At 73.2% G+C, this 24,414-nt stretch carries 24 protein-coding genes; 13 read left to right on the top strand and 11 right to left on the bottom strand.

The annotated features are described in order from the left end of the window. Nucleotides 1-8: 8 nt before the first annotated feature. Nucleotides 9-1,904, bottom strand: coding sequence for a translational GTPase TypA (gene typA / locus AC6EH9_RS14390; RefSeq protein ID WP_498424081.1), 1,896 nt, complete (start codon nt 1,902-1,904; stop codon nt 9-11). A 144-nt stretch (nt 1,905-2,048) separates the two neighbouring features. Between typA and AC6EH9_RS14385 the strand changes: the two genes are divergently transcribed. Next, nucleotides 2,049-3,452, top strand: a complete 1,404-nt coding sequence (locus AC6EH9_RS14385) for a protealysin inhibitor emfourin (RefSeq protein WP_498424079.1) — start codon at nt 2,049-2,051, stop codon at nt 3,450-3,452. A 237-nt stretch (nt 3,453-3,689) separates the two neighbouring features. On the opposite strand, the gene AC6EH9_RS14380 is transcribed toward AC6EH9_RS14385, so the two are convergent. Next, on the bottom strand, nt 3,690-4,379 hold the full coding sequence (locus AC6EH9_RS14380) for an aspartate/glutamate racemase family protein (RefSeq protein ID WP_498424078.1): 690 nt from the start codon (nt 4,377-4,379) through the stop codon (nt 3,690-3,692). A gap of 185 nt (nt 4,380-4,564) precedes the next feature. Here AC6EH9_RS14380 and AC6EH9_RS14375 point away from each other — a divergent pair, with 185 nt between their 5' ends. From AC6EH9_RS14375 to AC6EH9_RS14365, 3 genes are all read left to right on the top strand, one after another. Beyond that, nucleotides 4,565-4,990: a hypothetical protein gene (locus AC6EH9_RS14375; RefSeq protein ID WP_498424077.1), complete on the top strand. Its 426-nt coding sequence runs from the start codon at nt 4,565-4,567 to the stop codon at nt 4,988-4,990. A gap of 83 nt (nt 4,991-5,073) precedes the next feature. Then, the gene (gene mshA / locus AC6EH9_RS14370; RefSeq protein ID WP_498424076.1) at nt 5,074-6,399 is read left to right on the top strand and encodes a D-inositol-3-phosphate glycosyltransferase; all 1,326 of its coding nucleotides are present in this window, start codon (nt 5,074-5,076) and stop codon (nt 6,397-6,399) included. Next, nucleotides 6,396-6,908, top strand: a complete 513-nt coding sequence (locus AC6EH9_RS14365; protein WP_498424075.1) for a type III secretion system chaperone family protein — start codon at nt 6,396-6,398, stop codon at nt 6,906-6,908. The genes mshA and AC6EH9_RS14365 overlap by 4 nt, the downstream gene beginning before the upstream one ends. Nucleotides 6,909-7,037: 129 nt before the next feature. On the opposite strand, the gene AC6EH9_RS14360 is transcribed toward AC6EH9_RS14365, so the two are convergent. The 3 genes from AC6EH9_RS14360 to AC6EH9_RS14350 form a co-directional block, all read right to left on the bottom strand. Then, entirely contained in the window at nt 7,038-7,985 is a 948-nt protein-coding gene (locus AC6EH9_RS14360) for a DMT family transporter (RefSeq protein ID WP_498424074.1), read from the bottom strand. 123 nt (nt 7,986-8,108) lie between these two features. Further along, complete coding sequence (locus AC6EH9_RS14355) at nt 8,109-8,786, bottom strand: response regulator (RefSeq protein WP_498424073.1); 678 nt, start codon at nt 8,784-8,786, stop codon at nt 8,109-8,111. After that, a complete protein-coding gene (locus AC6EH9_RS14350; protein WP_498424072.1) occupies nt 8,783-9,916 on the bottom strand; it encodes a sensor histidine kinase in 1,134 nt (377 codons plus the stop codon). The genes AC6EH9_RS14355 and AC6EH9_RS14350 overlap by 4 nt, the downstream gene beginning before the upstream one ends. 120 nt (nt 9,917-10,036) lie before the next feature. Here AC6EH9_RS14350 and phoU point away from each other — a divergent pair, with 120 nt between their 5' ends. Next, nucleotides 10,037-10,693: a phosphate signaling complex protein PhoU gene (gene phoU, locus AC6EH9_RS14345; RefSeq protein ID WP_498424071.1), complete on the top strand. Its 657-nt coding sequence runs from the start codon at nt 10,037-10,039 to the stop codon at nt 10,691-10,693. A gap of 121 nt (nt 10,694-10,814) precedes the next feature. On the opposite strand, the gene AC6EH9_RS14340 is transcribed toward phoU, so the two are convergent. The 3 genes from AC6EH9_RS14340 to AC6EH9_RS14330 all read right to left on the bottom strand — a co-directional run bounded on the left by AC6EH9_RS14340 (nt 10,815) and on the right by AC6EH9_RS14330 (nt 13,082). After that, complete coding sequence (locus tag AC6EH9_RS14340) at nt 10,815-11,558, bottom strand: phosphoglyceromutase (protein ID WP_498424070.1); 744 nt, start codon at nt 11,556-11,558, stop codon at nt 10,815-10,817. Beyond that, nucleotides 11,558-12,085, bottom strand: coding sequence for a hypothetical protein (locus AC6EH9_RS14335; RefSeq protein ID WP_498424068.1), 528 nt, complete (start codon nt 12,083-12,085; stop codon nt 11,558-11,560). Before AC6EH9_RS14335 ends, AC6EH9_RS14340 begins: the two co-directional genes overlap by 1 nt. Before the next feature lie 91 nt (nt 12,086-12,176). Continuing rightward, a complete protein-coding gene (locus AC6EH9_RS14330; RefSeq protein WP_498424066.1) occupies nt 12,177-13,082 on the bottom strand; it encodes a UbiA family prenyltransferase in 906 nt (301 codons plus the stop codon). Nucleotides 13,083-13,333: 251 nt separating this feature from the next. Between AC6EH9_RS14330 and AC6EH9_RS14325 the strand changes: the two genes are divergently transcribed. Both AC6EH9_RS14325 and AC6EH9_RS14320 read left to right on the top strand, forming a co-directional pair. Beyond that, nucleotides 13,334-13,819 carry a CarD family transcriptional regulator gene (locus tag AC6EH9_RS14325; RefSeq protein ID WP_498424065.1) on the top strand — a complete coding sequence of 162 codons (486 nt, stop codon included), beginning with the start codon at nt 13,334-13,336 and terminating at the stop codon, nt 13,817-13,819. A gap of 165 nt (nt 13,820-13,984) precedes the next feature. Continuing rightward, on the top strand, nt 13,985-14,593 hold the full coding sequence (locus AC6EH9_RS14320) for a 2-C-methyl-D-erythritol 4-phosphate cytidylyltransferase (protein ID WP_498424063.1): 609 nt from the start codon (nt 13,985-13,987) through the stop codon (nt 14,591-14,593). 79 nt (nt 14,594-14,672) lie between these two features. On the opposite strand, the gene AC6EH9_RS14315 is transcribed toward AC6EH9_RS14320, so the two are convergent. Beyond that, nucleotides 14,673-15,371 carry an IspD/TarI family cytidylyltransferase gene (locus AC6EH9_RS14315; protein ID WP_498424061.1) on the bottom strand — a complete coding sequence of 233 codons (699 nt, stop codon included), beginning with the start codon at nt 15,369-15,371 and terminating at the stop codon, nt 14,673-14,675. Between the two features lie 239 nt (nt 15,372-15,610). Here AC6EH9_RS14315 and nirD point away from each other — a divergent pair, with 239 nt between their 5' ends. Beyond that, complete coding sequence (gene nirD, locus AC6EH9_RS14310) at nt 15,611-15,979, top strand: nitrite reductase small subunit NirD (protein WP_498424059.1); 369 nt, start codon at nt 15,611-15,613, stop codon at nt 15,977-15,979. Nucleotides 15,980-16,063: 84 nt separating this feature from the next. Here the strand turns inward: nirD and ispF are convergent, their stop codons facing one another. After that, complete coding sequence (gene ispF / locus AC6EH9_RS14305) at nt 16,064-16,546, bottom strand: 2-C-methyl-D-erythritol 2,4-cyclodiphosphate synthase (RefSeq protein ID WP_498424058.1); 483 nt, start codon at nt 16,544-16,546, stop codon at nt 16,064-16,066. A 31-nt stretch (nt 16,547-16,577) separates the two neighbouring features. On the opposite strand from ispF, the gene AC6EH9_RS14300 reads away from it, so the two are divergent. Together AC6EH9_RS14300 and AC6EH9_RS14295 are read left to right on the top strand one after the other, a co-directional pair. Next, nucleotides 16,578-18,242 (top strand): molybdopterin-dependent oxidoreductase, encoded by a 1,665-nt coding sequence (locus AC6EH9_RS14300; protein WP_498424056.1) that lies wholly within the window; start codon nt 16,578-16,580, stop codon nt 18,240-18,242. Continuing rightward, entirely contained in the window at nt 18,242-19,021 is a 780-nt protein-coding gene (locus AC6EH9_RS14295; RefSeq protein WP_498424055.1) for an SDR family NAD(P)-dependent oxidoreductase, read from the top strand. Before AC6EH9_RS14300 ends, AC6EH9_RS14295 begins: the two co-directional genes overlap by 1 nt. Before the next feature lie 21 nt (nt 19,022-19,042). Here AC6EH9_RS14295 and AC6EH9_RS14290 read toward each other — a convergent pair whose 3' ends face one another. Then, nucleotides 19,043-20,395, bottom strand: a complete 1,353-nt coding sequence (locus AC6EH9_RS14290; RefSeq protein WP_498424053.1) for a C39 family peptidase — start codon at nt 20,393-20,395, stop codon at nt 19,043-19,045. A 113-nt stretch (nt 20,396-20,508) separates the two neighbouring features. On the opposite strand from AC6EH9_RS14290, the gene cysS reads away from it, so the two are divergent. The 3 genes from cysS to AC6EH9_RS14275 are packed head-to-tail and all read left to right on the top strand — an operon-like array spanning nt 20,509 to nt 24,409. Continuing rightward, nucleotides 20,509-21,915, top strand: a complete 1,407-nt coding sequence (gene cysS, locus AC6EH9_RS14285) for a cysteine--tRNA ligase (protein ID WP_498424052.1) — start codon at nt 20,509-20,511, stop codon at nt 21,913-21,915. Continuing rightward, complete coding sequence (rlmB, locus tag AC6EH9_RS14280; RefSeq protein WP_498424050.1) at nt 21,915-22,865, top strand: 23S rRNA (guanosine(2251)-2'-O)-methyltransferase RlmB; 951 nt, start codon at nt 21,915-21,917, stop codon at nt 22,863-22,865. Before cysS ends, rlmB begins: the two co-directional genes overlap by 1 nt. 17 nt (nt 22,866-22,882) lie before the next feature. Next, on the top strand, nt 22,883-24,409 hold the full coding sequence (locus tag AC6EH9_RS14275; protein ID WP_498424049.1) for a metallophosphoesterase family protein: 1,527 nt from the start codon (nt 22,883-22,885) through the stop codon (nt 24,407-24,409). Nucleotides 24,410-24,414 lie beyond the last annotated feature (5 nt).

Genomic DNA, 24,414 nt, shown 5'->3' with positions numbered 1-24,414 from the left:
GCGGGTTCCTACTTGTTGGCCTTGCGGGCGCGCGAGGCGGTCTTGGCGCGCTCGTTGGCGTCCAGCACCACCTTGCGGATGCGGACCATCTCCGGGGTCACCTCGACGCACTCGTCGTCGCGGCAGAACTCCAGGCACTGCTCCAGCGACAGCTTCTTCGGCGGGATCAGCTTCTCGAAGTTGTCGGAGGTGGCCGAGCGGATGTTGGTCTGCTGCTTCTCCTTGGTGATGTTGACGTCCATGTCGTCGGCGCGGGAGTTCTCGCCGACGATCATGCCCTCGTAGACCTCGGTGGTGGGCTCGACGAACATCACGCCGCGCTCCTGCAGGTTGGTCATCGCGTACGCCGTGGCGGCGCCCTTGCGGTCGGCCACCAGCGAGCCGTTGTTGCGCGAGCGGATCTCGCCGGCCCACGGCTCGTACTTTTCGAAGATGTGGTGGGCGATGCCGGTGCCGCGGGTCTCGGTGAGGAACTCGGTGCGGAAGCCGATCAGGCCGCGGGCCGGAACCAGGAACTCCATCCGGACCCAGCCGGTGCCGTGGTTGGTCATCTGCTCCATGCGGCCCTTACGGGCGGCGAGCAGCTCGGTGATCGCGCCGAGGTACTCCTCAGGGGCGTCGATGGTGAGGCGCTCCACGGGCTCGTGGACCTTGCCGTTGACCTCCTTGGTGACCACCTGGGGCTTGCCCACGGTCAGCTCGAAGCCCTCGCGGCGCATCTGCTCGACCAGGATGGCCAGCGCCAGCTCGCCACGGCCCTGGACCTCCCAGGCGTCGGGACGCTCGGTGGGCAGCACGCGCAGCGACACGTTGCCGACCAGCTCGGAGTCGAGGCGGTCCTTGACCAGGCGGGCGGTGACCTTGGAGCCCTTGACCCGGCCGACCAGCGGCGAGGTGTTGGTGCCGATGGTCATCGAGATGGCGGGCTCGTCGACCGAGATCAGCGGCAGCGCGATCGGGTTCTCCGGGTCGGCCAGGGTCTCGCCGATCATGATCTCCGGGATGCCGGCGATGGCGACGATGTCGCCGGGGCCGGCCTCGGTGCCGGGGACCCGCTCGAGGCCCTCGGTGACCAGCAGCTCGGTGATCTTCACGGTCTTGACGGTGCCGTCGGTGCGCATCCAGGCGACGTTCTGGCCCTTGCGCAGGGTGCCCTGGTGGACGCGGACCAGCGCGAGACGACCCAGGAACGGCGAGGCGTCGAGGTTGGTGACGTGGGCCTGCAGCGGGGCGCCCTCGTTGTACATCGGCGGCGGGATGGTGTCGAGGATCGTCTTGAAGAGCGGCTCGAGGTCGGGGGAGTCGGGCAGCGCGCCGTTCTCGGGCTGCTCCAGGCCGGCGACACCGGCGCGACCGGAGGCGTAGACCACCGGGAAGTCGAGGGCGTCCTGGCTGTGCGACTCGTCGAGCAGGTCCATGAAGAGCTCGTAGGTCTCGTCGACGACCTCGGCGATCCGGGCGTCGCTGCGGTCGGTCTTGTTGACGACCAGGACCACCGGCATGTCGGCGTTGAGCGCCTTGCGCAGCACGAACCGGGTCTGCGGCAGCGGGCCCTCGGAGGCGTCGACGAGCAGCACGATGCCGTCGACCATCGACAGGCCGCGCTCCACCTCGCCACCGAAGTCGGCGTGGCCGGGGGTGTCGATGATGTTGATGACCATCGGCTTGCCGTCGGCGGCCGGGCCGGCGTAGTGCACCGCGGTGTTCTTCGCGAGGATCGTGATGCCCTTCTCGCGCTCGAGGTCGCCGGAGTCCATGACGCGCTCGGCGACGCTCTCGGCCTGGTGGGCGGAGAAGGCCCCGGCCTGGCGCAGCATCGCGTCCACCAGGGTGGTCTTGCCGTGGTCGACGTGCGCGACGATGGCGACGTTCCTGAGGTCGTTGCGTGCGGTGGTTCCAGACATGGGTGAGCGGCGCCGTTCTGTAGGGCTTCTATGGAGGGCCCAGCGGGGCCCGTAGCAGTCTAGTCGCCGAGCCCCACAGGCTCCGAAACCCCGATCGCCCTCGGACCGTTGCGCAGTGTCGGTGGTGGGGCGGAGGGTGGCCCCATGAGCTGCCAGTTCGTGCCGTCCTATCTCCTGGAGCACATCGCCGCCGCCTGCGCCGAGGAGTCGTCCGCCCTCGCCGCGGCGGACCCGTGCCGCGAGACGCTGGTGCTCGACGAGCAGCTGCGCGCCGCCCGCACCGCCCGGGACGCGCCCCCGGAGCTGCTGGTGGCAGCGCAGGCGCCCGCGTGGACGGTGCACACCGCGGGCGGCGGCACCGCCCTGCCGGGGATGCCGGCGCGGGCCGCGGGGGAGCCGGCGAGCGGGGACGCGGCGGTCGACGAGGCGGCGGCCGGCATCGCCGCCACGCTCGCGCTCTTCGCCGAGGTGTGGGGGCGGGACTCCTACGACGGCCGCGGCGCACCGGTGAGCCTCACCGTCCACTACGGCCGCGACTACGCCAACGCCTTCTGGGACGGCACCCAGCTGGTCTTCGGCGACGGCGACGGCCGGGTCTTCGAGCGGTTCACCAAGCCGGTCGACGTGCTCGCCCACGAGTTCGGGCACGGCGTGGTCCAGCACGCCGCGGACCTGGCCTACCAGGACCAGCCCGGCGCCCTGAACGAGTCGCTGTCCGACGCGTTCGCCTCCTGCCTCAAGCAGCGCCTGCTCGGGCAGCAGGCGGCCGAGGGCGACTGGCTGATCGGAGAGGGGCTGTTCCTGCCGGGGGTGCGGGCCCGCGGCCTGCGCGACCTGGCCGCGCCCGGCACGGCGTACGACGACCCGGTGCTGGGGCGCGACCCGCAGGTCGGCCACCTCGACGACTACGTGGAGACCCAGGACGACAACGGCGGAGTGCACCTCAACTCCGGCATCCCCAACCGCGCCTTCCAGCTGGCGGCGGTGGCGATCGGCGGCTCGTCGTGGGACGGCGCCGGCAGGGTCTGGTACGACGCGTTGACCTCCGGCGACGTCGGCCCCGGCACCGGCTTCGCGTCGTTCGCCGCCGCGACGCTCGCGGTGGCGGGCGCGCATCGGGAGGCGGTCGCGTCGGCCTGGGCGCAGGTGGGAGTGGTGCCCGCGGGGGCGGCGGTGCCCGCGGGGGCGGCGGTGCCCGGTGGGCAGGCGGTCGAGCCGTCCCGGTCCGGCGCGCCCACGGCCCCGGTCGACGGCGCCGGACAGGTCGCCGCCGCCCATGTGCTCGAAGTGCGGCGCTCGGGCGGCTTCGTCGGGCAGACCACCGCGGGACGCCTCGACCTCGACGGTGACGATCCTCGGGTCGCCGAGGCCCGCGACCTGCTCGGCCGCGTCGAGCTCACCGGCCTCATCCAGACCCCCGCGCACCCCGACCGCTACGTCTACTCCTTCGTCCTCGACGACCACACGGTCGCGGTCGGCGAGCAGCACCTCACCGACGACCTCCGGCGCCTGGCCTCGTTGGCGCTACCCGACGAGGCGGCACCGTAGTCGGTGCCGCGGGAGTGAGGAGGGGTGGTGGGGCGGAGGACGGTGGGGGTCGCCGATTGGGCGGAGACGGATGGCTGGCGCCGGTTTTCGTCGCCGTTTGGTCCCCAACGGAGGGTGATTCGCTGTCTCGGGGACGGTGGGGTCGCCGATTGGGCGGAAACGGATGCCGGATGCCGGTTTTCGCTCCCGTTGGGGACCAAACGGCGACGGGTTGAGGCGCCGACGGCCCCGTACGCCTCAGCCCAGGGCGCGGTCGAGCGCAGCCGAGACGTGCAGGGCCGTGCTCGGGAAGAGCGGGAGCTCCACGTCGGCCTGCTTGACCAGGAGCTCGAGCTCGGTGCAGCCGAGGACGACGCCGCCGGCTCCCTTGTCCCAGAGCTGGTCGACGAGCTTGACGATCTCGCGGCGCGAGGCGTCCAGGACCCGGCCGTGGACCAGCTCGTCGTAGATGATCCGGTCGACCCGCTCGTGCTGCTCGGGGTCGGGTACGACGACCTGCAGGCCGTGGGAGGCGATGCGGTCGGTGAAGAAGCCGTCGGCCATCGAGAACGCCGTACCCAGGAACCCGACGGAGCTGAGCCCCTCGCGCTTGCACGCCTCGGCGATCACGTCGGCGAGGTGGAGCAGCGGGATGTCCACGGCGGCCGCCACCTGGTCGGCGACCCGGTGGAAGGTCGTCGTGCACAGCAGGAGGAAGTCCGCTCCCGCCCGCTCGACGCCGCGGGCCGCCTCGGCGACGACCTCGGCGAGGTCGTCCCACCGCTCCTCGCGCTGCAGGGAGGTCACCTCGGCGAAGTCCACGGAGGACAGCACGCTCTTGGCGGAGGAGTAGCCGCCGAGTCGCTTCTCCACACCGAGGTTCAGGTCGCGGTAGTAGACGGCACTGCTTTCCCAGCTCATGCCGCCGATGAGTCCGATGGTCTGCACGGGATCAGTGTTGCATCGACGCGGTGACCGCGCGGCGACACCCAGGTATTCGCGCGCCGCAGCGGGGCGGGTCACCGGTGCGCCCGGGGCACGCCGGCCCTCGGTCGGGGCACCGCGAGGTGGGAGTCGCCCACGGTGTGTCAACCCCCGTTGTCTCTTCGGGTTGTCTTTGGGAGTGTCACCCCATGACTCTGAGGAGCACCGTGGGCATCGCCGGCGTTCTGGGCGCCGGAGCCTGGATCGCCCGCTCGGCGCTGTCGCGCGGTGAGCGCACCACCGCGGGCCAGCTCGACGGGCTCTACTGGGCCGGTCTGGTCCTGCTCGCGGTGGCGCTGGCCGGGATCGGGGTCGCGATGGTGCGCCGGGCGCCGCTGTGGCTGCGTGTCGTCGTGGGGGCGGCGCTCCCGCTCCTGGTCTGGTCGGTGTTCGCGCTGGTGCGCCCGGTCGCGGACGGCGGCCTCGCCGACGCGCACGTCGTCGACGCCTTCGCGGGTGCGCTGGTCGCGCTGGCCTGCCTGTGGTGGGCCGGGACCGCGGCTCCCGCCGAGCCGCGGGGGCGCCGGGCGGCGCCGCCCTCGCGGCGGGCGCCGCGCGGAAGCCATGCCCGCTGAGGCGCGCGCTTGGGGAATCCAGGAGAATCCTCCGTGGTTCAGACTGCGGGACTCGATCCCGCAGGAGCGACGGAAGGGATCACGTGAAGCTTGCGCGAGTGCGCCGGGGCAGCGAGCCCGCCCTCCACGTCCGCGGTGAGCAGATGTCCGGCGACGTCTCCCGGGTGGCGATGATCAGCCTGCACACCTCACCCCTGGACCAGCCCGGCACCGGCGACGCCGGCGGGATGAACGTCTACGTCCTCGAGCTCTCCCGGCGACTGGCCCAGCGCGGGATCGCCGTCGACATCTTCACCCGCGCGACGTCCTCGCGGCTGCCGCCGCTGGTGCAGGTCGAGGACGGGATCCTGGTGCGCCACATCCACGCCGGCCCCTTCGAGGGCCTGGGCAAGGCGGAGCTGCCCGGCCAGCTGTGCGTGTTCGCCCGCGAGGTACTGCGCGCCGAGGCCGCCCAGCCGCTCGGCCACTACGACGCCGTGCACTCCCACTACTGGCTCTCCGGGCAGGTCGGTGCGCTGGCCCGCGACCGCTGGGGCGTGCCGCTGGTGCACACGATGCACACGATGGCGAAGGTCAAGAACGAGGCGCTCGCCGCCGGCGACGTCCCCGAGCCCGCCGCCCGGCTGATCGGGGAGGAGCAGGTGGTCGAGGCCGCCGACATGCTCATCGCCAACACCGACCTCGAGGCCAAGCAGCTGATCAACCTGTACGACGCGGAGCCGGCGCGGGTCGAGGTCGTCCACCCCGGCGTCGACCTCGACGTCTTCCGGCCCCTCGACCGCACCCGAGCACGCGCCGGCCTGGGCCTGCCGGCCGACGCGCACGTGCTGCTCTTCGCCGGCCGCATCCAGCCCCTCAAGGCCCCCGACGTGCTGCTGAGGGCGGTCGCGGTGCTCATCGAGCAGTCCCCGGCGCTGCGCTCGCGCCTGGTGGTGCCGATCGTGGGCGGCCCCTCCGGCAGCGGTCTGGAGCATCCCGAGTCGCTGGCCCAGCTCGCCGACGAGCTCGGTCTGCACGATGTGGTCCGGTTCGTCCCGCCGGTCGCCCAGGACGAGCTGGCCCGCTGGTGCGCGGCCGCGACCCTGGTCGCCGTACCGTCCTACAACGAGTCCTTCGGCCTGGTCGCCGCCGAGGCCCAGGCCACCGGCACCCCGGTCGTCGCCGCCGCAGTGGGGGGCCTCACCACCGTCGTGCGCGACGGCCACAGCGGGCTGCTGGTCGAGGGGCACGAGCCCCGCGACTGGGCCGCCGCGCTGCGCCGGGTGCTCGAGGACGAGGGCCTGCATGCGCGGCTGTGCGAGGGCGCCGTGCGCCAGGCGTCCCAGTTCGCCTGGGAGGCGACCGCCGAGCGCACGCTCGCGGTCTACCGTCGGGCGCGAGCCCAGATGAAGCAGGAGGTCGCGTCGTGAGCGCCGAACAGGTCCAGGTGGTCCGCGACTACCTGAGCGCAGCCGAGATCGAGCACCAGGAGCCCTCCGAGGGCGTCTTCACGCTGACCGTGCCGGGGGAGAAGAAGCTGCAGGTGCCGATGCGCCTCGACGTGGGCCCGCACGCCCTCGGGGTGCACGCCTTCGTGTGCCGCAAGCCCGACGAGAACCACGAGCGCGTCTACCGCTGGCTGCTCGAGCGCAACCTGCGGCTCTACGCCGTCGCGTTCGCGGTCGACCGGCTGGGCGACATCTACCTCGACGCCCGGCTCCCGCTCGCCTCGATCACCCCCGAGGAGCTGGACCGGCTGGTCGGCGCGGTGCTGTCGTACGCCGACGACTCGTTCAACGCCATCCTCGAGCTCGGCTTCGCCTCCTCCATCCGCAAGGAGTGGGAGTGGCGCAAGCTGCGTGGCGAGTCGACCCGCAACCTCGAGGCCTTCCGCGGCTGGCTCGAGGCCGGCGACGAGGCCCCCCAGCCCACCCCCTGACCCCCAGCCCCCAGCCCCAGCCTCCCCCCACCCCCGCGACCCGTCACTCCCTCGACCTTCTGCGCGGCGTGTCGCGGCGCCAGTGACGGCTCGCCCCGCATCAGGCCCGCCCGCTTCAGGCCCGCCCGCTCAGCCCGGTACGACGTCCTCGGGCGCCGCCTGGGCCGGGCGCGGGCGGGCGGAGCGGCGGGTGAGCAGGACGCCGCCGATGCACAGTGCGCCGCCCAGGAACGCCAGCGCCGGCGGCACCTCGTCGAGCGCGGCCCACGCCATCAGCGTGGCCAACAGCGGCACCAGGAACGTCGTCAGCGCCATCTTGCCGGCGTCGGTGCGCGCCAGCGCATAGGCCCAGGTGGTGAACGCGATCGCCGTCGGGAAGACCCCGAGATAGACGATCCACAGCAGCGTGGACGCCGACGCCTCGCGGGTCACCTCGACGAGCTGCCCGGCCCAGGGCAGGCAGACCGCGGCGCCGATGACGGTGGCCAGGAACGTCACCTCCAGCGGTGGGAGGCGCGCGAGCAGCGGCTTCTGGGCCAGCACGCCCACGCCGTACGTCACCGCGGCGACGGCGGCGAGCAGCACCCCGACCACGTCGCCGTCGGCGTGACCGGCCGAGCCGCGGGCGATGATCAGCACGCCGGCGAAGCCCACCACCATGCCGATGACCAGCCACCGGGTGAGCCGCTCGCCGAGGAACACCGTCGCCAGCAGCGCCACGATGATCGGGCCGACCTGGACGATCAGCGCCGCGGTGCCGGCGTCGATGCGGCGCTCGGACTCGTTGAGGGCCAGGTTGTAGACACCCAGCCAGGCGACCCCGCACAGCACCAGCAGCGGCCAGTCGCGTCGTTCGGGCCAGGTGCGCGGTCGCCGGGCGAGCAGGGCGGCGAGCACGACGGCGGCGACCAGCAGCCGGCCCAGCGACAGCGCTCCGGGCGGTACGTCGCTGCCCAGGTGGCGAATCGCGACGAACGCCGAGGCCCAGAAGACCAGCGTCACCGTCGCGGCAGCCACGGGCAGCCACGCGCGCGTGGGTGCCGTCGCGTGGCCGGTACCGGTACGGGTCAGAGTCACCCCACGGAGCCTAGGTCGCGCGCGAGCCGCCCGACACGCGGTTTCCGGACGTCGATACGCGAGGTGCTGCCAGTTCCCCGTGGGTACGACGCGGGCCGGGCCGGGTCGGCCGGGCCGGGCGCGCTACACCTCGAACTTGTAGCCCAGTCCCCGCACGGTGACGAGGTAGCGCGGCACGGACGGCTCCGGCTCGAGCTTGGCGCGCAGCCGCTTGACGTGCACGTCGAGAGTCTTGGTGTCGCCCACGTAGTCGGCACCCCAGACCCGCTCGATGAGCTGTCCCCGGGTGAGCACCCGGCCGGGGTTGCGCAGGAACATCTCGAGCAGCTCGAACTCCTTGAGCGGGAAGCGCTGCTCGGCACCGTCGACGGTCACCTTGTGCCGCTCCACGTCCATCCGCACCGGCCCTGCCTCGAGGGCGGCCGGCTCCTGGTCAGGCTCGCCGCCGCGGCGCAGGACGGCCCGGATCCGGGCGACCAGCTCACGCGGGGAGTAGGGCTTGGTGACGTAGTCGTCGGCGCCCAGCTCGAGCCCGACCACCTTGTCGATCTCGTCGTCCTTGGCGGTCACCATGATCACCGGCACGTGCGAGGTGGCGCGGATCCGTCGACACACCTCGGTGCCCGAGAGGCCGGGCAGCATCAGGTCCAGCAGCACGATGTCGGCGCCGTGCCGCTCGAACTCGCTGAGCGCCTCGGGGCCGGTGGTGGCGAGAGCGACCTCGAACCCCTCCTTGCGCAGCATGTAGGAGAGCGCGTCGCCGTAGCTCTCCTCGTCCTCGACGACGAGTACCCGCGTCACAGTGTTGTCTCCTGGGCCGGTCGGGGAAGGGTCAGGCTGAACGTAGACCCCTGGCCCTCGACCGACCAGACCCGGACCTCCCCGCCGTGGGTGGAGGCGACGTGCTTGACGATCGAGAGGCCGAGCCCGGTGCCGCCGGTGGAGCGACGCCGGGCCGGGTCGACGCGGTAGAAGCGCTCGAAGATGCGTTCGAGGTCGTCGGGCGAGATGCCGATGCCCTGGTCGACCACGGAGATCTCCACCTCGCCGTCGGTGCCGCGCGCGCCCACCGCGACGGTCGAGCCGGCGGGGGAGTAGGTCACCGCGTTGGCCACCAGGTTGCTCACCGCCAGCGCGATCTGGTCGGGGCTGCCGAGCACCATCAGGTCCTCGGGCGCGTCGGTCACCACGGCGATGCCGCGCGAGCCTGCGTCGGTGGAGCTGGCGTCCACCGCCCGCGCCAGGACCTCGTACACCGGCACCGGCTGGGTGGTCTCCAGCGGGTCGTCGGCCTGGAGCCGGGACAGCTCGATGACCTGCTGGACGAGCATGGTCAGCCGGTCGCTCTCGGTGACCATCCGCCCCGCGAAGCGGCGTACCGCCTCGGGGTCCTCGGCCGCCTCGTCGACGGCCTCGGCCAGCAGCTTGATGGCGCCCACCGGGGTCTTGAGCTCATGGCTGACGTTGGCGACGAAGTCGCGCCGGACCGCCTCGATGCGGTGTTCGCGGGTCCGGTCCTCGACCAGGACCAGCACCAGCCGCGAGCTCAGTGGGGCGACCCGGGCGCTGACGTGGCGCTGCGGCACGCCGAGGCCGCCGGCGATGACGAGGTCGGACTCGCGGATCTGGCCGTCGCGGCGGACCTGGTGGACCAGCTCGGCCAGCTCCTCGTGGACGAGCCGGGCCCCGCGGACCAGACCGAGCGCGTACGCCGGGGCCGAGGCCTTGCGCACGACGTCGTCGGTGTCGAGGACGACGGCACTGCTGCGCAGCACCGAGAGCACGGTGCGCACGTCTGCGGAGACGATCGGCTCCTCCAGCTCGGGGAGGCGACGCTGCTGACGTTCGCTGACGTGCCAGGCGAGGACCGCGCTGCCGGCGACGACGGCCCCGAGGATGGCGGCCAGCAGCGCCTGCGTCGTCGGGTCCACGGGCTGAATGTTACGCAGTCGCGCAGGCGGGTCCGGGCCGGGACGAGGGGCTGCGGGAGTGTTCATCGTGCGTTCATCTCACCGCTCCCTGGTGTCACCGGCGCGGCCTAGGGTCGCCGCATGCGCGAGGCCTACACCGACCAGCTCGATTCCATGTTCGGCGATCTGCACCAGATCGCGACCACCGTGGGGCTCGCCGTACGGCGCGCCACCGCGGCCCTGTTGGAGGGTGATGCCGGCCTTGCCGAGGGCGTCATCACCGGCGACGCCGAGATCGACCTCGCCCGCGAGCGGCTCGAGGACCGGGCGTTCGCGCTGCTCTCCCTGCAGCAGCCGGTCGCCGGGGACCTGCGCACGATCGTGGCGGCGCTGCGGATGGTCGCCGACCTGGAGCGGATGGGGGACCTGTCGGTGCACGTGGCGAAGATCGCCCGGCTGCGGGTGCCCCACGTCGCCGTGCCCGAGGAGCTGCGACCGCTGATCGGCCGGATGGCCACGGTCGCGGAGACGATGGTCGAGGAGATCGCCCGGATCATCTCCGAGCGCGACGTCGAGGGGGCCCGGGAGCTGAGCGTCGTCGACGAGGAGATGGACCGGCTGCGACGTACCAGCTTCAGCGAGCTGCTCTCCGCGGACTGGAGCCACGGCGTCGAGGCGGCGGTCGACATCGCCCTGCTGGGCCGCTACTACGAGCGCATCGCCGACCACGCCGTGTCGGTCGCCAACCGGGTGGTGTTCGTGGTCACCGGCGAGGCGCCGTACCTCGCCGACGTCTGAGTCGCCGGGGCCGGGAAACGAAGAAACCCCCGCCGTTTGGTCCCCAACGGAGGTGATTCCGTGAGAAATCGCTCCGTTGGGGACCAAACGGCGAGGGGTGGGACGCCGCCGAGGCGCAGGCTCAGCGCCCCTGGTTGGCGACGGCCGCGGCCGCGGCGGCGGCGGTCTCCGGGTCCAGGTACTCGCCACCGGGGACGGTGGGCTTGAGGTCGCTGTCGAGGCGGTAGACCAGCGGCATGCCGGTGGGGATGTTCAGCCCGGCGATGTCGGCGTCGCTGATGCCGTCGAGGTGCTTGACCACCGCGCGCAGGCTGTTGCCGTGCGCGGCCACCAGGACCGTCTTGCCCGCGCGCAGGTCGGGGACGATGCCGGACTCCCAGTAGGGCAGCATCCGGGCGATGACGTCCTTGAGGCACTCGCTGCGCGGCAGCTCGTCGCCGAGGTCGGCGTACTGCGGCAGGTGGGCCGGGGAGAACTCGCTGGCGTCGTCCAGCGGCGGCGGCGGCACGTCGAAGCTGCGGCGCCAGAGCATGAACTGCTCCTCGCCGTACTCCTCCAGGGTCTCCTTCTTGTTCTTGCCCTGCAGGGCGCCGTAGTGGCGCTCGTTGAGGCGCCAGGAACGGCGCACCGGGATCCAGTGCCGGTCGGCGACGTCGAGGGCCAGGTTCGCGGTGGTGATCGCGCGGCGCTGCAACGAGGTGTGGACCACGTCGGGGAGCAGGTCGGCCTCGCGCATCAGCACGCCGCCGTTCGCGGCCTCCCGGCGGCCCTTCTCGGTGAGGTCGACGTCGACCCAGCCGGTGAAGAGGTTCTTGGCGTTCCAGTCGCTCTCGCCGTGGCGCAGGAGGATGAGGGTGTAGGTCATCAGTGGTCCTCGGTCTCGCTCTCGGTCTCGGGCGTCTCGCTGACAGCCGGGGCGGGGCCGTCGAGGTCGGCGAAGTCCCCGGCGTTCGGGACCACGGGGATCTTGATCTCGCTCTTCTCGCTGTTGCCGAACTCGAGCACGATCTCGACGAAGTCACCGTGGCTGAAGTCGCCCTCGACCTCGATGCCACCCTCCTGCGAGAGCGAGACGAAGCCGCCCGCGGGGATCTCGATCGGCTTGAAGCTCGGTGCGGTCAGGGACGAGTCGTCGCCGGCGCCGGCGAAGGAGGTCACGGAGGCCTCCTCGGTGGGCGAGTTGTTCGCGAAGCTGGCGATGAAGGTGCCGGAGTCGTCGTCGCTGGCCACGATGACCGCGCCCAGCACGTCGACGTCGCCGTCGCGGTCGTTGACCCCGTGGGCCGGCGTGTACACCTGGTCGGTGGCGTAGTCGAAACCGCAGGAGGAGAGGGTCGGAACGGCGAGCGCCAGGGCGCCGGTGGCCAGCGCGAGGCTGCGTCGGGTGATCATCGTGGTCTTCGATACCTTCGCGGTCGTCGTCGGCCTGTCGGGCAGGGCCGGGAGGCAGGGTGCAGACACAGCCTAGCGCCGAGCGCCTCGGTCAGCGTGCGAGGCCTACCGTCAGCCCGGCCCACACCAGCCCGGCCACGACGAGCGCGGTCCAGGCGATCGAGGCCCACAGCAGGCGCGGCGCCCCGGTGCGCAGGGCGATGCGCAGCGGCAGATGGCGCAGCCCGGCCCGGTTGTCGCCGACCAGGCCCGGCAGGGCCTTGAGGAAGTGGACGCCCACGCCCAGCAGCCCGGCCAGTACGACGAGCAGCGGCTCCGGCGGGCTGCCGGTGGCCTGACCGCCCCAGCCTCCGTAGGAGAGGAAGGCGGGGTACAGCGCGAACGAGGCTGCCCAGGGCAGCCAGGACAGCACGGTGCCGCGCAGCACGAGGTTGCCGAGCAGGCCGATGGCCAGCGACCCCAGGTAGTAGCTGCCGGCCGTCACCCCGTTGGCCACCGCCAGCGGGACGACCAGCAGCACCCCGCAGGCGAGCGCGAACCACACCGTGCCCGGGTCGATCTGCTCGTGGGCGAGCGGTTTGCGGGGGGCGTCGTCGGCACGATCGCGGGCCCGGTCGACAAGGTCGTTGTGCCAGCCCAGCACCACCTGGCCCACCAGCACGGTGAGCAGGACCAGGCCCACCTCCCGCCCGGAGCGCCCGGAGAGCGCGGCGGCGACGGCGAGCGCGAGCGCGGTGAGCACGGCCTGGCGGGGGTGGGCGGCCCGCAGCAGCGCCAGCCGCGGGTGCCGGAAGCCGGAGAAGTGCCGGCCCGGCTCGGGGGCCCCGGACGCCGGCTCGGCCGGCTTCCCGGCGGGGCGCGGGGTGCCGGGGGCCTTCTTGTCCTGCGTCTTGTCCGGCTGCGTCTCGGGGCTCGAGGATGCGGGGGCGCTGGCCTCGGGTGGGCGGGCATCGGAGGTCGAGGGACTGCGTCGCAGCCTGCGCAGGGTGGGCGGCATGGGTGCAGTATCGACCAACACCGGCGCTGACGACAGGGGCGCGGCCCAATCGTCGGGACAGGGGTAACTCCGAGTGTCTCTGCGTGTGTCCACAGGCTGTCCACGCGCGGCCGGAACGGCCCCAAATTCGTTGGGCAACACATCGACCCGCGATCTGTCAAGCCCTGATTGGGCGTCTGACCTGCAGAAACGCGGTCCCCGTAAGCCGGATCACGTGTTAACATAGTGGTCTGGAAAGGGGTACCTGACATATGACTTTCACCGTCGGCGAAACGGTTGTCTATCCGAATCACGGGGCCGCAGTCATCGAGGACATCGAGATGCGGACCATCAAGGGTGAGGACCGGCAGTACCTCGTGCTGCGCATCGTCGCCCAGCAGGACCTGGTCGTCCGCGTGCCGGCCTGCAACCTCGACCTGGTCGGGGTCCGCGACGTCGTCGACAAGGAGGGTCTCGACCGCGTGTTCGACGTCCTCCGTGCCGCGCACGTCGAGGAGCCCACAAACTGGTCGCGGCGCTACAAGGCCAACCTCGAGAAGCTGCACAGCGGTGACGTGATGAAGGTGTCCGAGGTCGTGCGCGACCTCTGGCGCCGCGAGCGTGACCGTGGTCTGTCGGCCGGCGAGAAGCGGATGCTGGCCAAGGCGCGACAGATCCTCGTCTCCGAGCTGGCCCTGGCCGAGCGGACGAACGAGGACAAGGCCGAGGCGATCCTCGATGAGGTCCTCGCCTCCTGAGTGAGCTGATCCTCGGACGCTGTCCGAGATCGACGATGTGAGGCCCCCGGGGGAGACCCCGGGGGCCTTCGTCGTCCCCGGTCGGCCTACCTTGGCCGCACCGACTCCACCCCCGTACCACCCGCACCACCCGACACCCGCACCACGAACGACTGGGGCTGCTTGATGACCACTCCGCACGATGCGCCCGAGCCGCAGCCCTTCGCGGCGTACGACGACGAGCCGCTCAGCGCCCTCGGCGCGGTGGTGGAGGAGGGGCGCGGCTCGCTGCCCTTCGCGCTGGTGCACGGCGAGTCCCTGGTCGCGTGCGCGGCCTGGGCGCTGGGCGACGCCGGGGTCACCGCCGTCGACACCGGCACGCCGTGGAGTGAGGTGCAGGCGTCGGGGGAGCCCTTCGTGCTCCACGACCCGCTCTGCCCCCTGGTCCCCGCCGAGTTCCTGCAGCACTGCCTCGAGCTCGCGGTGGAGCGCTCGTGTGTGGTGGTCGGGGTCCGGCCCGTCACCGACACGGTCAAGGTGGTCACCGGCCAGGACGGGGTGCCCAGCGTCGGCCGCACCCTCGACCGGGCCGAGCTGGTCGCGGTCGCCTCCCCGATCGTGCTGCCGCCCGCCGTGGTCGCCGCGCTCGAGGCGCTGCCCTCCCTCGACTTCGCGACGCTGGTGACCCAGCTGCGCGCGCGCTTCCCGCTCGTCTTCAGCCAGGCTCCGGCCCAGGGCCGCCGGATCAGCTCCACCGACGACCTTCGACTGCTCGAGGCGATGACCACCGCCTGAGTCCCGGGCAACCGCCCGGGCGGGAGCCACAGGCCCCGGCGAGCGTGGCCCCGGCGAGCGTGGGCCCGGCGAGCGTGGGTCAGGCCAGCGACTCGGCCAGGGAGACGTCCTCGGGGAACGTGATCTTGATGTTGAGCGGGCTCCCGTCGACCGCGACGATCCGGACCGGGGCCCCCTCGACGCCGCCGCAGCGCTCCAGGCAGCTCGCGGTGTCGGTGCCCTCAAAGCCGGCGACCTCGGCCGCGGCGTAGGCAGCCAACAGGTCGCGGGCCCGGAACGCCTGAGGGGTCTGCACCGCCACCAGCGCCTCGCCGTCGGCCAGCGGCACTGCGGAGCCGTCGCGGCCCACCAGCTGATCGAGCGGTACGACGGGCAGCGCGCCGCCGTGGTCGCGAGCCGCGCGCAGCGTCGCGGCGAACAGCGAGGGCCCGGCCAGCGGGCGGGCCCCGTCGTGGATGGCCACCACGTCGATCTCGCCGGCCTCGATCTGCGCGGCCAGCGCCCGCAGCGCGCGTGCCTCGGAGGCGTGGCGGGACTCGCCACCGGTGACCAGGAGGACCTCGGCGGTGCCGATGTGCGCCTCGACCGCCGCGCGCACGTCCTCCTCCTCGCCGGGACGCGCGACCACGACCACGTGCGCGACATCGGGCACGCTCAGCGCCTGGCGCACCGACCACGTCACCACCGGGGCGTCGAGCAGCGGCAGCAGGACCTTGTTGCGGTCGGCGCCGACACGGGTGCCGGACCCGGCGGCGAGGATGACGACGGCGGCACGCACGAGGTGATGCTAGCCCGGACGGCGCTCGGCCCGGCGGCCTCGGGGGCCTGTCGGCGCGTGCGCACGCGTTATCACGGTCGTAACACGGTGAAACCGCCACCACACACGCGACCCCTACCGTCAACGCACCAGGAAGGACATCGCATGCCGCATCCCGGCCACGACCGGGTGGCGCTGAAGTCCTTCGTCGACGTCGACGAGTCGGTACATCTCGGTAGCACCATCCCGGTAGGAGCACCATGAGTCCCAATGCGAGCTCGCGAGAGGAGTGGCACCCCGTCTGCCGGGTCGACGAGCTGGAGGTCGAGCGCGGCGCCACGGCGCTCGTCCACGGCCAGGCCGTGGCGATCTTCCGCACCTCCGACGACCAGGTCTACGCGCTCGGCAACCACGACCCGTTCGCGAAGGCCTCGGTGCTCGCGCGCGGCATCGTCGGCACCCGCGGGGACGTGCCGTTCGTGGCCTCGCCGACGCACAAGAACGCCTTCGACCTGCGCTCGGGGCAGTGCCTGGACGACGCCGGCGTCTCGGTCCCGGCCTACGACGTACGGATCGTCGACGGTGTGGTGATGGTGGGTCACCGCAAGCAGGCCCCTCGGGTCGCCTGAGCGACGTGCCTGCGACGACGCCGGCCACGAGGCCCGCGCACGGTGGGCGGCGACGCGGGCAGTCCGCGCGGTGTCCCCGGGCCGCTAGACGACGAGGGCGGTGGCGACGGCGGCCACGCCCTCGCCCCGGCCAGTCAGACCGAGCCCGTCGGTGGTCGTGGCGGAGAGGGTCACGGGCGCGCCGGCCGCCTGGGAGAGCGCCGTCTCGGCCTCGGCGCGGCGCGGCCCGATCCGGGGACGGTTGCCGATCACCTGGACCGCGACGTTGCCGATCTCGAAGCCGGCGGCACGGACGCGGCGGGCGGTCTCGGCGAGCAGGGTGACCCCGGAGGCACCTGCCCACTCGGGCTCCGCGGTGCCGAAGTTGCTGCCGAGGTCGCCCAGCCCGGCAGCCGAGAGCAGCGCGTCGCAGGCGGCGTGCGCGGCCACGTCCGCGTCGGAGTGACCCTCGAGCCCCTGCGGCTCCTCCGGCCAGGCCAGACCGCCCAGGTGCATCGGCGTCCCGTCGACGAGACGGTGGACGTCGGTACCGAGGCCGACGCGCGGGAGGCGAGGGGTGTCGTTCACGCACCGATCATGCCTGAGCAAGAATCACCGAGTGCATACCCCTCGTCGCCTGTGGGCCCTGAGCGGCATCGTCGCCGGTCTGGCCGGTTTGGCGACGAGCCACGCGGCAGCCCGCCTGCTCACCGTCGAGTCGCCGTTGGGCGCGGCGGGCGAGGCGCTGTCCTTCCTGGCCCCGGGCGAGCTCGACGGGCGCTTCGACGCGCTGGTCGGCACGCTGCGCACACCGGTCACGGTGCTGGTGGTGGTGCTGGTCCTCGGCACCGTCTTCGGGTACGCCGGGCGCCTGGCCGAGCGGCACTGGTGGCTCTCGTGCGTGGTCCTCGTCCCGCTCGCCGGCCTCGCCGCGCTGGCGGTGATCGCCCTGCCGGCCACGAACTGGTACGACCAGATCCCGGTGCTCGTCGCGCTCCTCACCTGGGTGGTGATGCTGCTGCTGCTCACCCGGCCGCTGCGCCGGTGGGCCCGGGCGCTGCGTGCGGGCCGCCTCGAGGAGCCCCAGCCGACCCAGCCCCAGCCGACCCAGCCCCAGCCCGTCCCGACCCACCCCGCCCAGCCCCAGCCCCAGCCCGAGCCGGCCCAGCCCCAGTCGCCCGAGCCCCCGCGGGCGCGCAGCCTGGCGCAGGTCGAGCACGACCGCCGCTCGTTCCTGGTGCGCGCCGGGGTGGTGACCGCCGGGTCGGTCGCGCTCAGCGTCGCGGCCAGCACCTGGGGCAAGGGCCGCCAGCTGGTCGAGCGCAAGCGCAAGCTCCTGCGGATCGCCGGAGTCTCCAAGCCGCTGGCCCCGGCCGACGCGCGGATCGGGCTCGCCGGCGTCGCGCCGTGGCGCACCCGCACCGACAAGTTCTTCACCGTCGAGACGGTGCTCGTGCCGCCCTCCATCGACCCCGACGCGTGGTTCCTGCGCATCCACGGGATGGTCGAGCGCGAGGTCGTGCTCAGCTACGAGGAGCTGTTGACCCGGCCGATGAGCGAGGCCTGGGTGACGCTCGTCTGCGTGACCAGCGAGGTGGGAGGCGACCAGGTCGGCAACGCCTGGTGGAGCGGCGTGCCGCTGCACGTGCTGCTCGCCGAGGCGGGCGTGCTCCCCGAGGCCGACGCCATCCTGCAGACCTCGCAGGACGGCTGGAGCTGCGGGACCCCGCTCACCGCGATCGACGGCGTCGACGCGGCCATGCTCGCGGTGGCGATGAACGGCGAGCCGCTCCCGGTCGAGCACGGGTCCCCGGCGCGCAGCGTGGTCCCGGGCGTGTACGGCTACGCGTCGGCGTGCAAGTGGGTCGTGGACATCGAGGTGACCCGCCTCGACCGGATGGACCCCTACTGGCCCAGCCGGGGGTGGGCGCTCGAGGCGCCGGTCAAGATCGCCTCGCGCATCGACGTACCCCGCGACGGCGAGGACCAGCCCGCCGGGCTGGTCCGCTTCGGAGGCGTGGCCTGGGCGCCGCCCGTGGGCGTCTCGGCCGTGGAGGTCACCATCGACGGCAGCGAGTGGTTCCACGCCGACGTCGCCGCGGCCCCCAACGACGACACCTGGGTGCAGTGGGCGATCACCTTCGACGTGCCGCCGGGCGACCACATCGCCATGGTCCGCGCCATCGACAAGAACGGCGACGTGCAGACTGGCGTCGAGACCGAGCCCCTGCCGGACGGCGTGACCGGCTGGCACTCGATCGAGTTCACCGCTCAGGAGGCCTGATGCCCGACCCCCTCGACTTCGCCGAACGGCCCGGCTGTGCGCTGGTGGTCGGCGGCAGCGGAGGCATCGGCCTCTCGATCGCCCGGATGCTCGCCCGCCGGGGAGCCGACGTCGCGCTGACCTACCGCACCCGCGCGGAGGTGGGCGCCGCGGTCGCGGCGTCGGTGCGCGAGTGGGGCGTGCAGGCCTCCGCGCATCAGCTCGACGTGTCCTCACCCGACGACGCGGCCCGGGTCGTGGCCGCCGTCGCCGAGCGGCACGGCGGGCTGCACACCCTGGTGCACGCGGCCGGCCCGCACGTGCCGATGCGCCACCTCTCCACGGTGGCCCCCAGCGAGCTGGCCACCCAGCTCGACGCCGACGCCGCCGGCTTCTTCAACGTCGTGCACCCGGCCCTGCCGCTGCTGCGCGCGGCGGAGGGCTCGGTGGTCGCGGTGACCACGGCCGCGACCAGCCGCTTCCCGGTGCGCGACGGGCTCTCCTCGGTGCCCAAGGCGGCGGTGGAGGCGATGGTGCGGGCGCTGGCCGTGGAGGAGGGCCGCTACGGCGTGCGGGTCAACGCGGTCGGCCCCGGCATGCTCACCGACGGGATGGCCGCGCGGCTGATCGAGTCCGGCGAGCTCGGCGAGCGCGCCCTCGCCGTGACTCGCGCCAACATCCCGCTGCGGCGCTTCGGCAACGCCGTCGACGTGGCCGAGGCCGTCTGCTTCCTGGCCAGCGACCGGGCGGCGTTCGTGTCGGGACAGAAGCTCGACGTGGACGGTGGCTACGGCGCCTGAGCGCCGCTGCTCACCGCCGGCTCACCAGTTGGGGGTCGCCCCCGCGCGCCGGGCCGGCAGCGGGTGGGCGGCGTCCCGGATCACGTAGGCGATCCCCTTCGAGCCGCCCAGCCAGGCCCGCTCGAGCTGCGCCCGGCCGTAGGTACGGCGTACGCCGGCGGCGCTGGCGGCGGCCGGGTCGTTGACCACCACGTCGCCGGACTTGGTGAACCCGACCACGACCAGCAGGTGCCCGGCGGTCGCGGAGATCGGCGCGCCGGTGAGCCGGCCGGAGGAGAACGACACCGAGATCACCACCGGGATGCCCGCCGCGACGAAGCGCTCGGCCTCGGTGAGGTCGCGCAGCCGGGTCACGAAGGCGGCGCCGGTGCGCGAGGCGGCGTAGGCGGTGGTGAAGGGCCAGTTGCCGGTGCCCCGGTAGGCGTAGTCGTAGGTCTGGCGCGCCGCGTGGTCCACGAACGGGTGCAGGTGTCCGCTGCCGACCCAGCGGTAGGCCTTCGGTCGCGGCAGGGCCCCGTAGTAGCCCAGCACCATCGACGCCGACGTCGGGGAGCACCACGCCTGCCCGCCGCCGCCCCACTGCGGCGAGTGGCCGCGGTGGACCATCTGCGAGTAGCGCGGCACGTCCAGGGTGATCCCGCGCGCGACGCCCGGCGCGGAGGTCGGCGCCTTCGACAGGTCGCCCAGGCGGGAGACCATGGCGCCGACGGTGTCCACGGCCGGGCTGGCCGACCGGGCGCCGTCGCGGCGCAGCAGCGTGATGCGCAGCTGCCACGAGGTCAGCCCCTCGGGTGCGGTGACCTGCCAGGTGTCGACGTTGACCTTGGCGCGGTCGTCGCTCTGGCCGCTGAGGGTGTCGCGGCGCTGGAAGCCGTCGCCGGCGCTCCACCGGGCGAGGGTGTCCCAGGTGGCGGGAGCGCCACTGGCGGTGCGGCCCCGGGCGTCCACCTGGATCCAGCTGTCGCGCGGGGTGGTCGCCTTCCAGGAAGCCACCATCTCGGTGAGTCCGAACCCGGTCCGCGCCCACGGCGAGACCCAGGTGCCGGCGCGATAGCTGCGCCCGGCGCGGGTGCGCAGAGCGGTGGGGGCGTCGAGCACGAGCTGGCCGCCGCTGACCCGGACGCCGCGCATCCGGCCCTTGGCCAGCTGGGCGTCGCTCGACCACTCGCGGTAGGCGACCTGCGAGTCGGCGGTGCGTACGGCGCGCGCGGCGTTGGCCGACGAGCCGCCGCGCGAGGACGCGTCGAGCGCGGCGGAGGGGGAGAGCAGGCCGAGCGGGGCGATGCTCACCGCGGCCAGCGTCCCCGCCAGCACCGCACGAGCACGCTGCTGGCGGCGGGGACGGACGGGGGACACGACGCGGGACTCGGGCACCGCCCGACGATAACTCCCACTGGTCACTGCTGTCCCGTGCGTCACGGATTCCGTCGTCGGTGCCGGCTCCGGCGATGCGGGCGCGGGTGCCGGCCACCCCTAGACTTGGCCGGGTGACGTTCAGGCTCTATGACTCCGCGACCCGCGCTGTCCACGACTTCGTGCCCCTGCAGGAGGGGAAGGTCGGCCTCTACGTCTGTGGGCTCACCGTGCAGTCCGCGCCCCACGTCGGCCACGTCCGCTCCGGCGTGAACTTCGACGTCCTCCAGCGCTGGCTGCGCGCGCGCGGCTACGAGGTGACGTTCATCCGCAACGTCACCGACATCGACGACAAGATCCTCTCCAAGTCGGCCGAGCAGGGCCGCCCCTGGTACAACCTCGCCTACGAGATGCACCGGGAGCTGAGCGCCGCCTACGCCGCGCTCAACGTGGCGCCGCCGACCTACGAGCCGGCCGCCACCGGCCACGTGCCGGAGATGATCGAGCTGATCACCGCGCTGATCGAGCGCAACCACGCCTACGCCGCCGAGGACGGGTCCGGCGACGTCTACTTCGACGTGGCCTCGTGGCCGTCGTACGGCGAGCTGACCCGCCAGGGCATCGACGACATGGAGGCGGCCGAGGACGCCGACCCGCGCGGCAAGCGCGACCCGCGCGACTTCGCCCTGTGGAAGGGACACAAGGAGTCCGAGCCGCTCACCGCCTCGTGGCCCAGCCCGTGGGGCCGGGGCCGTCCCGGCTGGCACATCGAGTGCTCGGCGATGGCCGGCAAGTACCTGGGCACCGCCTTCGACATCCACGGCGGCGGCGTGGACCTGCGCTTCCCGCACCACGAGAACGAGCAGGCGCAGTCCCGGGCCGCCGGGCACCCGTTCGCGACGTACTGGATGCACAACGCCTGGATCACCACCGCCGGCGAGAAGATGAGCAAGTCGCTGGGCAACTCGCTGACGATCCCCTCCGTGCTCGAGCGCTTCCGCGGCATCGAGCTGCGCTACTACCTCGTCGCGGCGCACTACCGCAGCCACGTCGAGTTCAGCTTCGAGGCGCTGGAGGAGGCGGCCGTCGGCTTCCGCCGCATCGAGGGCTTCCTCGAGCGCGCCTCCTCGTGCGTCGAGCCGGCCGCCGCGGAGCTGCCCGACGCCTTCGTCGCCGCCATGGACGACGACCTCGGCACCCCGGCCGCCACGGCCGTGCTGCACGAGACCGTGCGCGAGGGCAACCGGCTGCTCGCCGGCGGCGCGTCCCCCGCGCTGGCCACCGCCCTCGGGCAGGTGCGCGCGATGCTCGACGTGCTCGGCCTCGACCCCGCCGCCCCCGCCTGGGGCGCCGGCGCGGGCGCAAGCAACGACGACAAGCTCACCCACGCCGTCGACGTCCTCGTCGCCGGCCTCCTCGAGCAGCGAGCCGCGGCTCGGGCGGCGAAGGACTTCGCCGCCGCAGACGCGATCCGGGATCGGATCAAGGCCGCCGGCATCGAGATCGAAGACACCCCCTCCGGACCGAAGTGGAACCTCTGATGGCAGGCAACTCCCAGCGCAAGGGCGCGATCAAGAAGACCGGCAAGGGCAATCCCACCGCCGGCTCGGGGGGCCGCGTCAAGCGCGGCCTCGAGGGCAAGGGCCCCACCCCCAAGGCCAAGGACCGGCCCTACCACCAGGCCTACCGTGACGCGAAGCGCGCGGAGCGGACCGGCCCGCGTGCGCCCAAGCGTCGCGTCACCGGCACCTCGGAGGCCGAGTGGGTCGCGGGACGCAACTCCGTGGTCGAGGTGCTGCGCGCCCAGATCCCGGTGACGGCCGTGTACGTCGCGGAGGGCGCCGAGCGTGACGGTCGCCTGCGTGAGGCGTTCGCGATGGCCGCCGAGATGGGCCTGAGCCTGCTCGAGGTGCCCCGCGGCGAGCTCGACCGGATCACCAAGGGCGCAGTGCACCAGGGCCTGGCGGCCCGCCTGCCCAGCTACGAGTACGCCCACCCCGACGACCTGATCGACCGCGCCACCGAGCTCGGCGAGAAGCCGCTGATCGTCGCGCTGGACTCGGTCACCGACCCGCGCAACCTGGGCGCGGTGATCCGCTCGGCCGCCGGCTTCGGCGCCCACGGCGTGCTGATCCCCGAGCGGCGTGCGGCCGGGATGACCGCCGCCGCGTGGAAGACCTCCGCGGGAGCCGCTGCGCGCGTGCCGGTGGCCCAGACGGTCAACCTGGTGCGCCAGCTGAAGGCCTACCAGGACGCCGGCTGCATGGTCGTCGGCCTGGCCGCCGACGGTGACGTGTCGCTGCCCGACCTCGCGCTGGCCGACGGCCCGCTGGTGGTCGTGGTCGGCTCCGAGGGCAAGGGGCTGGGCCGCCTGGTCGCGGAGACCTGCGACCAGCTGGTGTCGATCCCGATGGCCAGCGACCTGGAGTCCCTCAACGCGGGCGTGGCCGCCTCGATCGCCCTGTACGCCGTCGCCCAGGCGCGCGTCTGAGCACGGCAGCCCCGCAGGTGCAGCGCCGTTGGCCCCGGGTCGCGGCGCTGCTGGCCGTGTGGGTCGTGGTCACGCTCGGGGCGAGCTGGCTGCTCTTCGTCACCGGCAGCCGGACCACCGTGCTCGCCGGTCACGAGGCGGTGGTGCGCCCCACCCGTGAGTCGTTCGTGGTGCTGCGCACCGGTCCCGTGCTGCCCGACGTCCGGGTGGACTCGGGGGCGCCGATCGGCGTCGACGTGACCCTGGGCAAGACGGAGTCGGAGTCCACCGACGAGCTGATCAGCCGGTACGCGTTCATCGCCAGCCAGCCCGAGGGTCAGATCGCCAAGGTGAAGGACGCCCTGAGGGACATGGCCGAGCTGGCGCTGCTGCGCGGCGCCGTGGTGGGCGCGCTGCCGGTGGGGCTGTGGCTGCTGCTGGGCTCCCGGCGTCGCCGGGAGCTCGCGCGCCGGGCGGCGACCCCGGCCGGTGCGGGCGTGGTGGTCGGCTCGCTGGTGCTGGTCACGGTGGCCTGGCAGCCGTGGGAGCGCCAGGGCGAGCCCTTGGACGCCTCGGCCGAGTGGGTCGGGCTGGGGGACTTCCTCGGCGAGGAGGTGCCGCTGCCCGGTGAGGCCGCCCAGGTGCAGATCCGCTCCGACGTGACCACCGAGCAGACCCGGCGGCTGGTCTCGAGCGCGGTGGAGACCTTCGACGAGTCCAAGACGTTCTACGCCGAGGCGGCCGAGGCGGCCGCCGAGCTCGAGCTGCGCCAGCCCGACGACGACGAGACGGTGGCGATCCTGGTCAGCGACCGCCACGACAACATCGGCATGGACCCGGTCGCCCGGGCGATCGCCGACAACGCCGGCGCCACCGCGATCCTCGACGCCGGCGACGACACCTCCACCGGCAAGGCCTGGGAGGCGTTCAGCCTGGACTCCCTCGACGCCGCCTTCCACGACTTCGACAGGTTCGCGGTCACCGGCAACCACGACACCGGCGACTTCGTCGGCGACTACCTGGCCGAGCGCGGCTGGACGGTGCTCTCCGGCGACGTGGTGGAGGGGCCCGGCGGGTCGCGGCTGATCGGCGTCCCGGACCCGCGCTCCAGCGGGCTGGGCAGCTGGCGCGACGAGAGCGGGCTGACGTTCGCCGAGGTGGAGGAGCGACTCACCGAGGAGGTGTGCGACGCCGACGAGCGGATCGCCACCGTCCTGGTCCACGACGCCAACCTCGCCAGCGACGTCCTGGACGCGGGGTGCGCCGACCTGGTCGTGGGCGGCCACACCCACGTCCGCTCGGGGCCGGACCTGGTGCTCGGGCCCGAGGGGGAGCGGGGCTACACCTTCACCAACGGCACCACCGGCGGCGCGGCGTACGCGATCGCGGTGGGCAGCAAGCCGCGCCGGGCGGCCGAGGTCAGCCTGATCACCTACCGCGACGGCCGGCCGGTCGGGATCCAGGCGGTGGTGCTGCAGACCAACGGCCGCTTCGACGTCGGCGAGTACGACGAGCTGAGCCTGACCGAGCCGGCCGCCGAGGCCGCCGCCGCGCCCTCCAACTGACCGTC

This window comes from Nocardioides sp. Z21_20 (assembly GCF_059766585.1).
The sequence above is the reverse complement of the archived record's forward strand: the minus strand, read 5'-3'. Positions and strand labels throughout refer to the sequence as shown.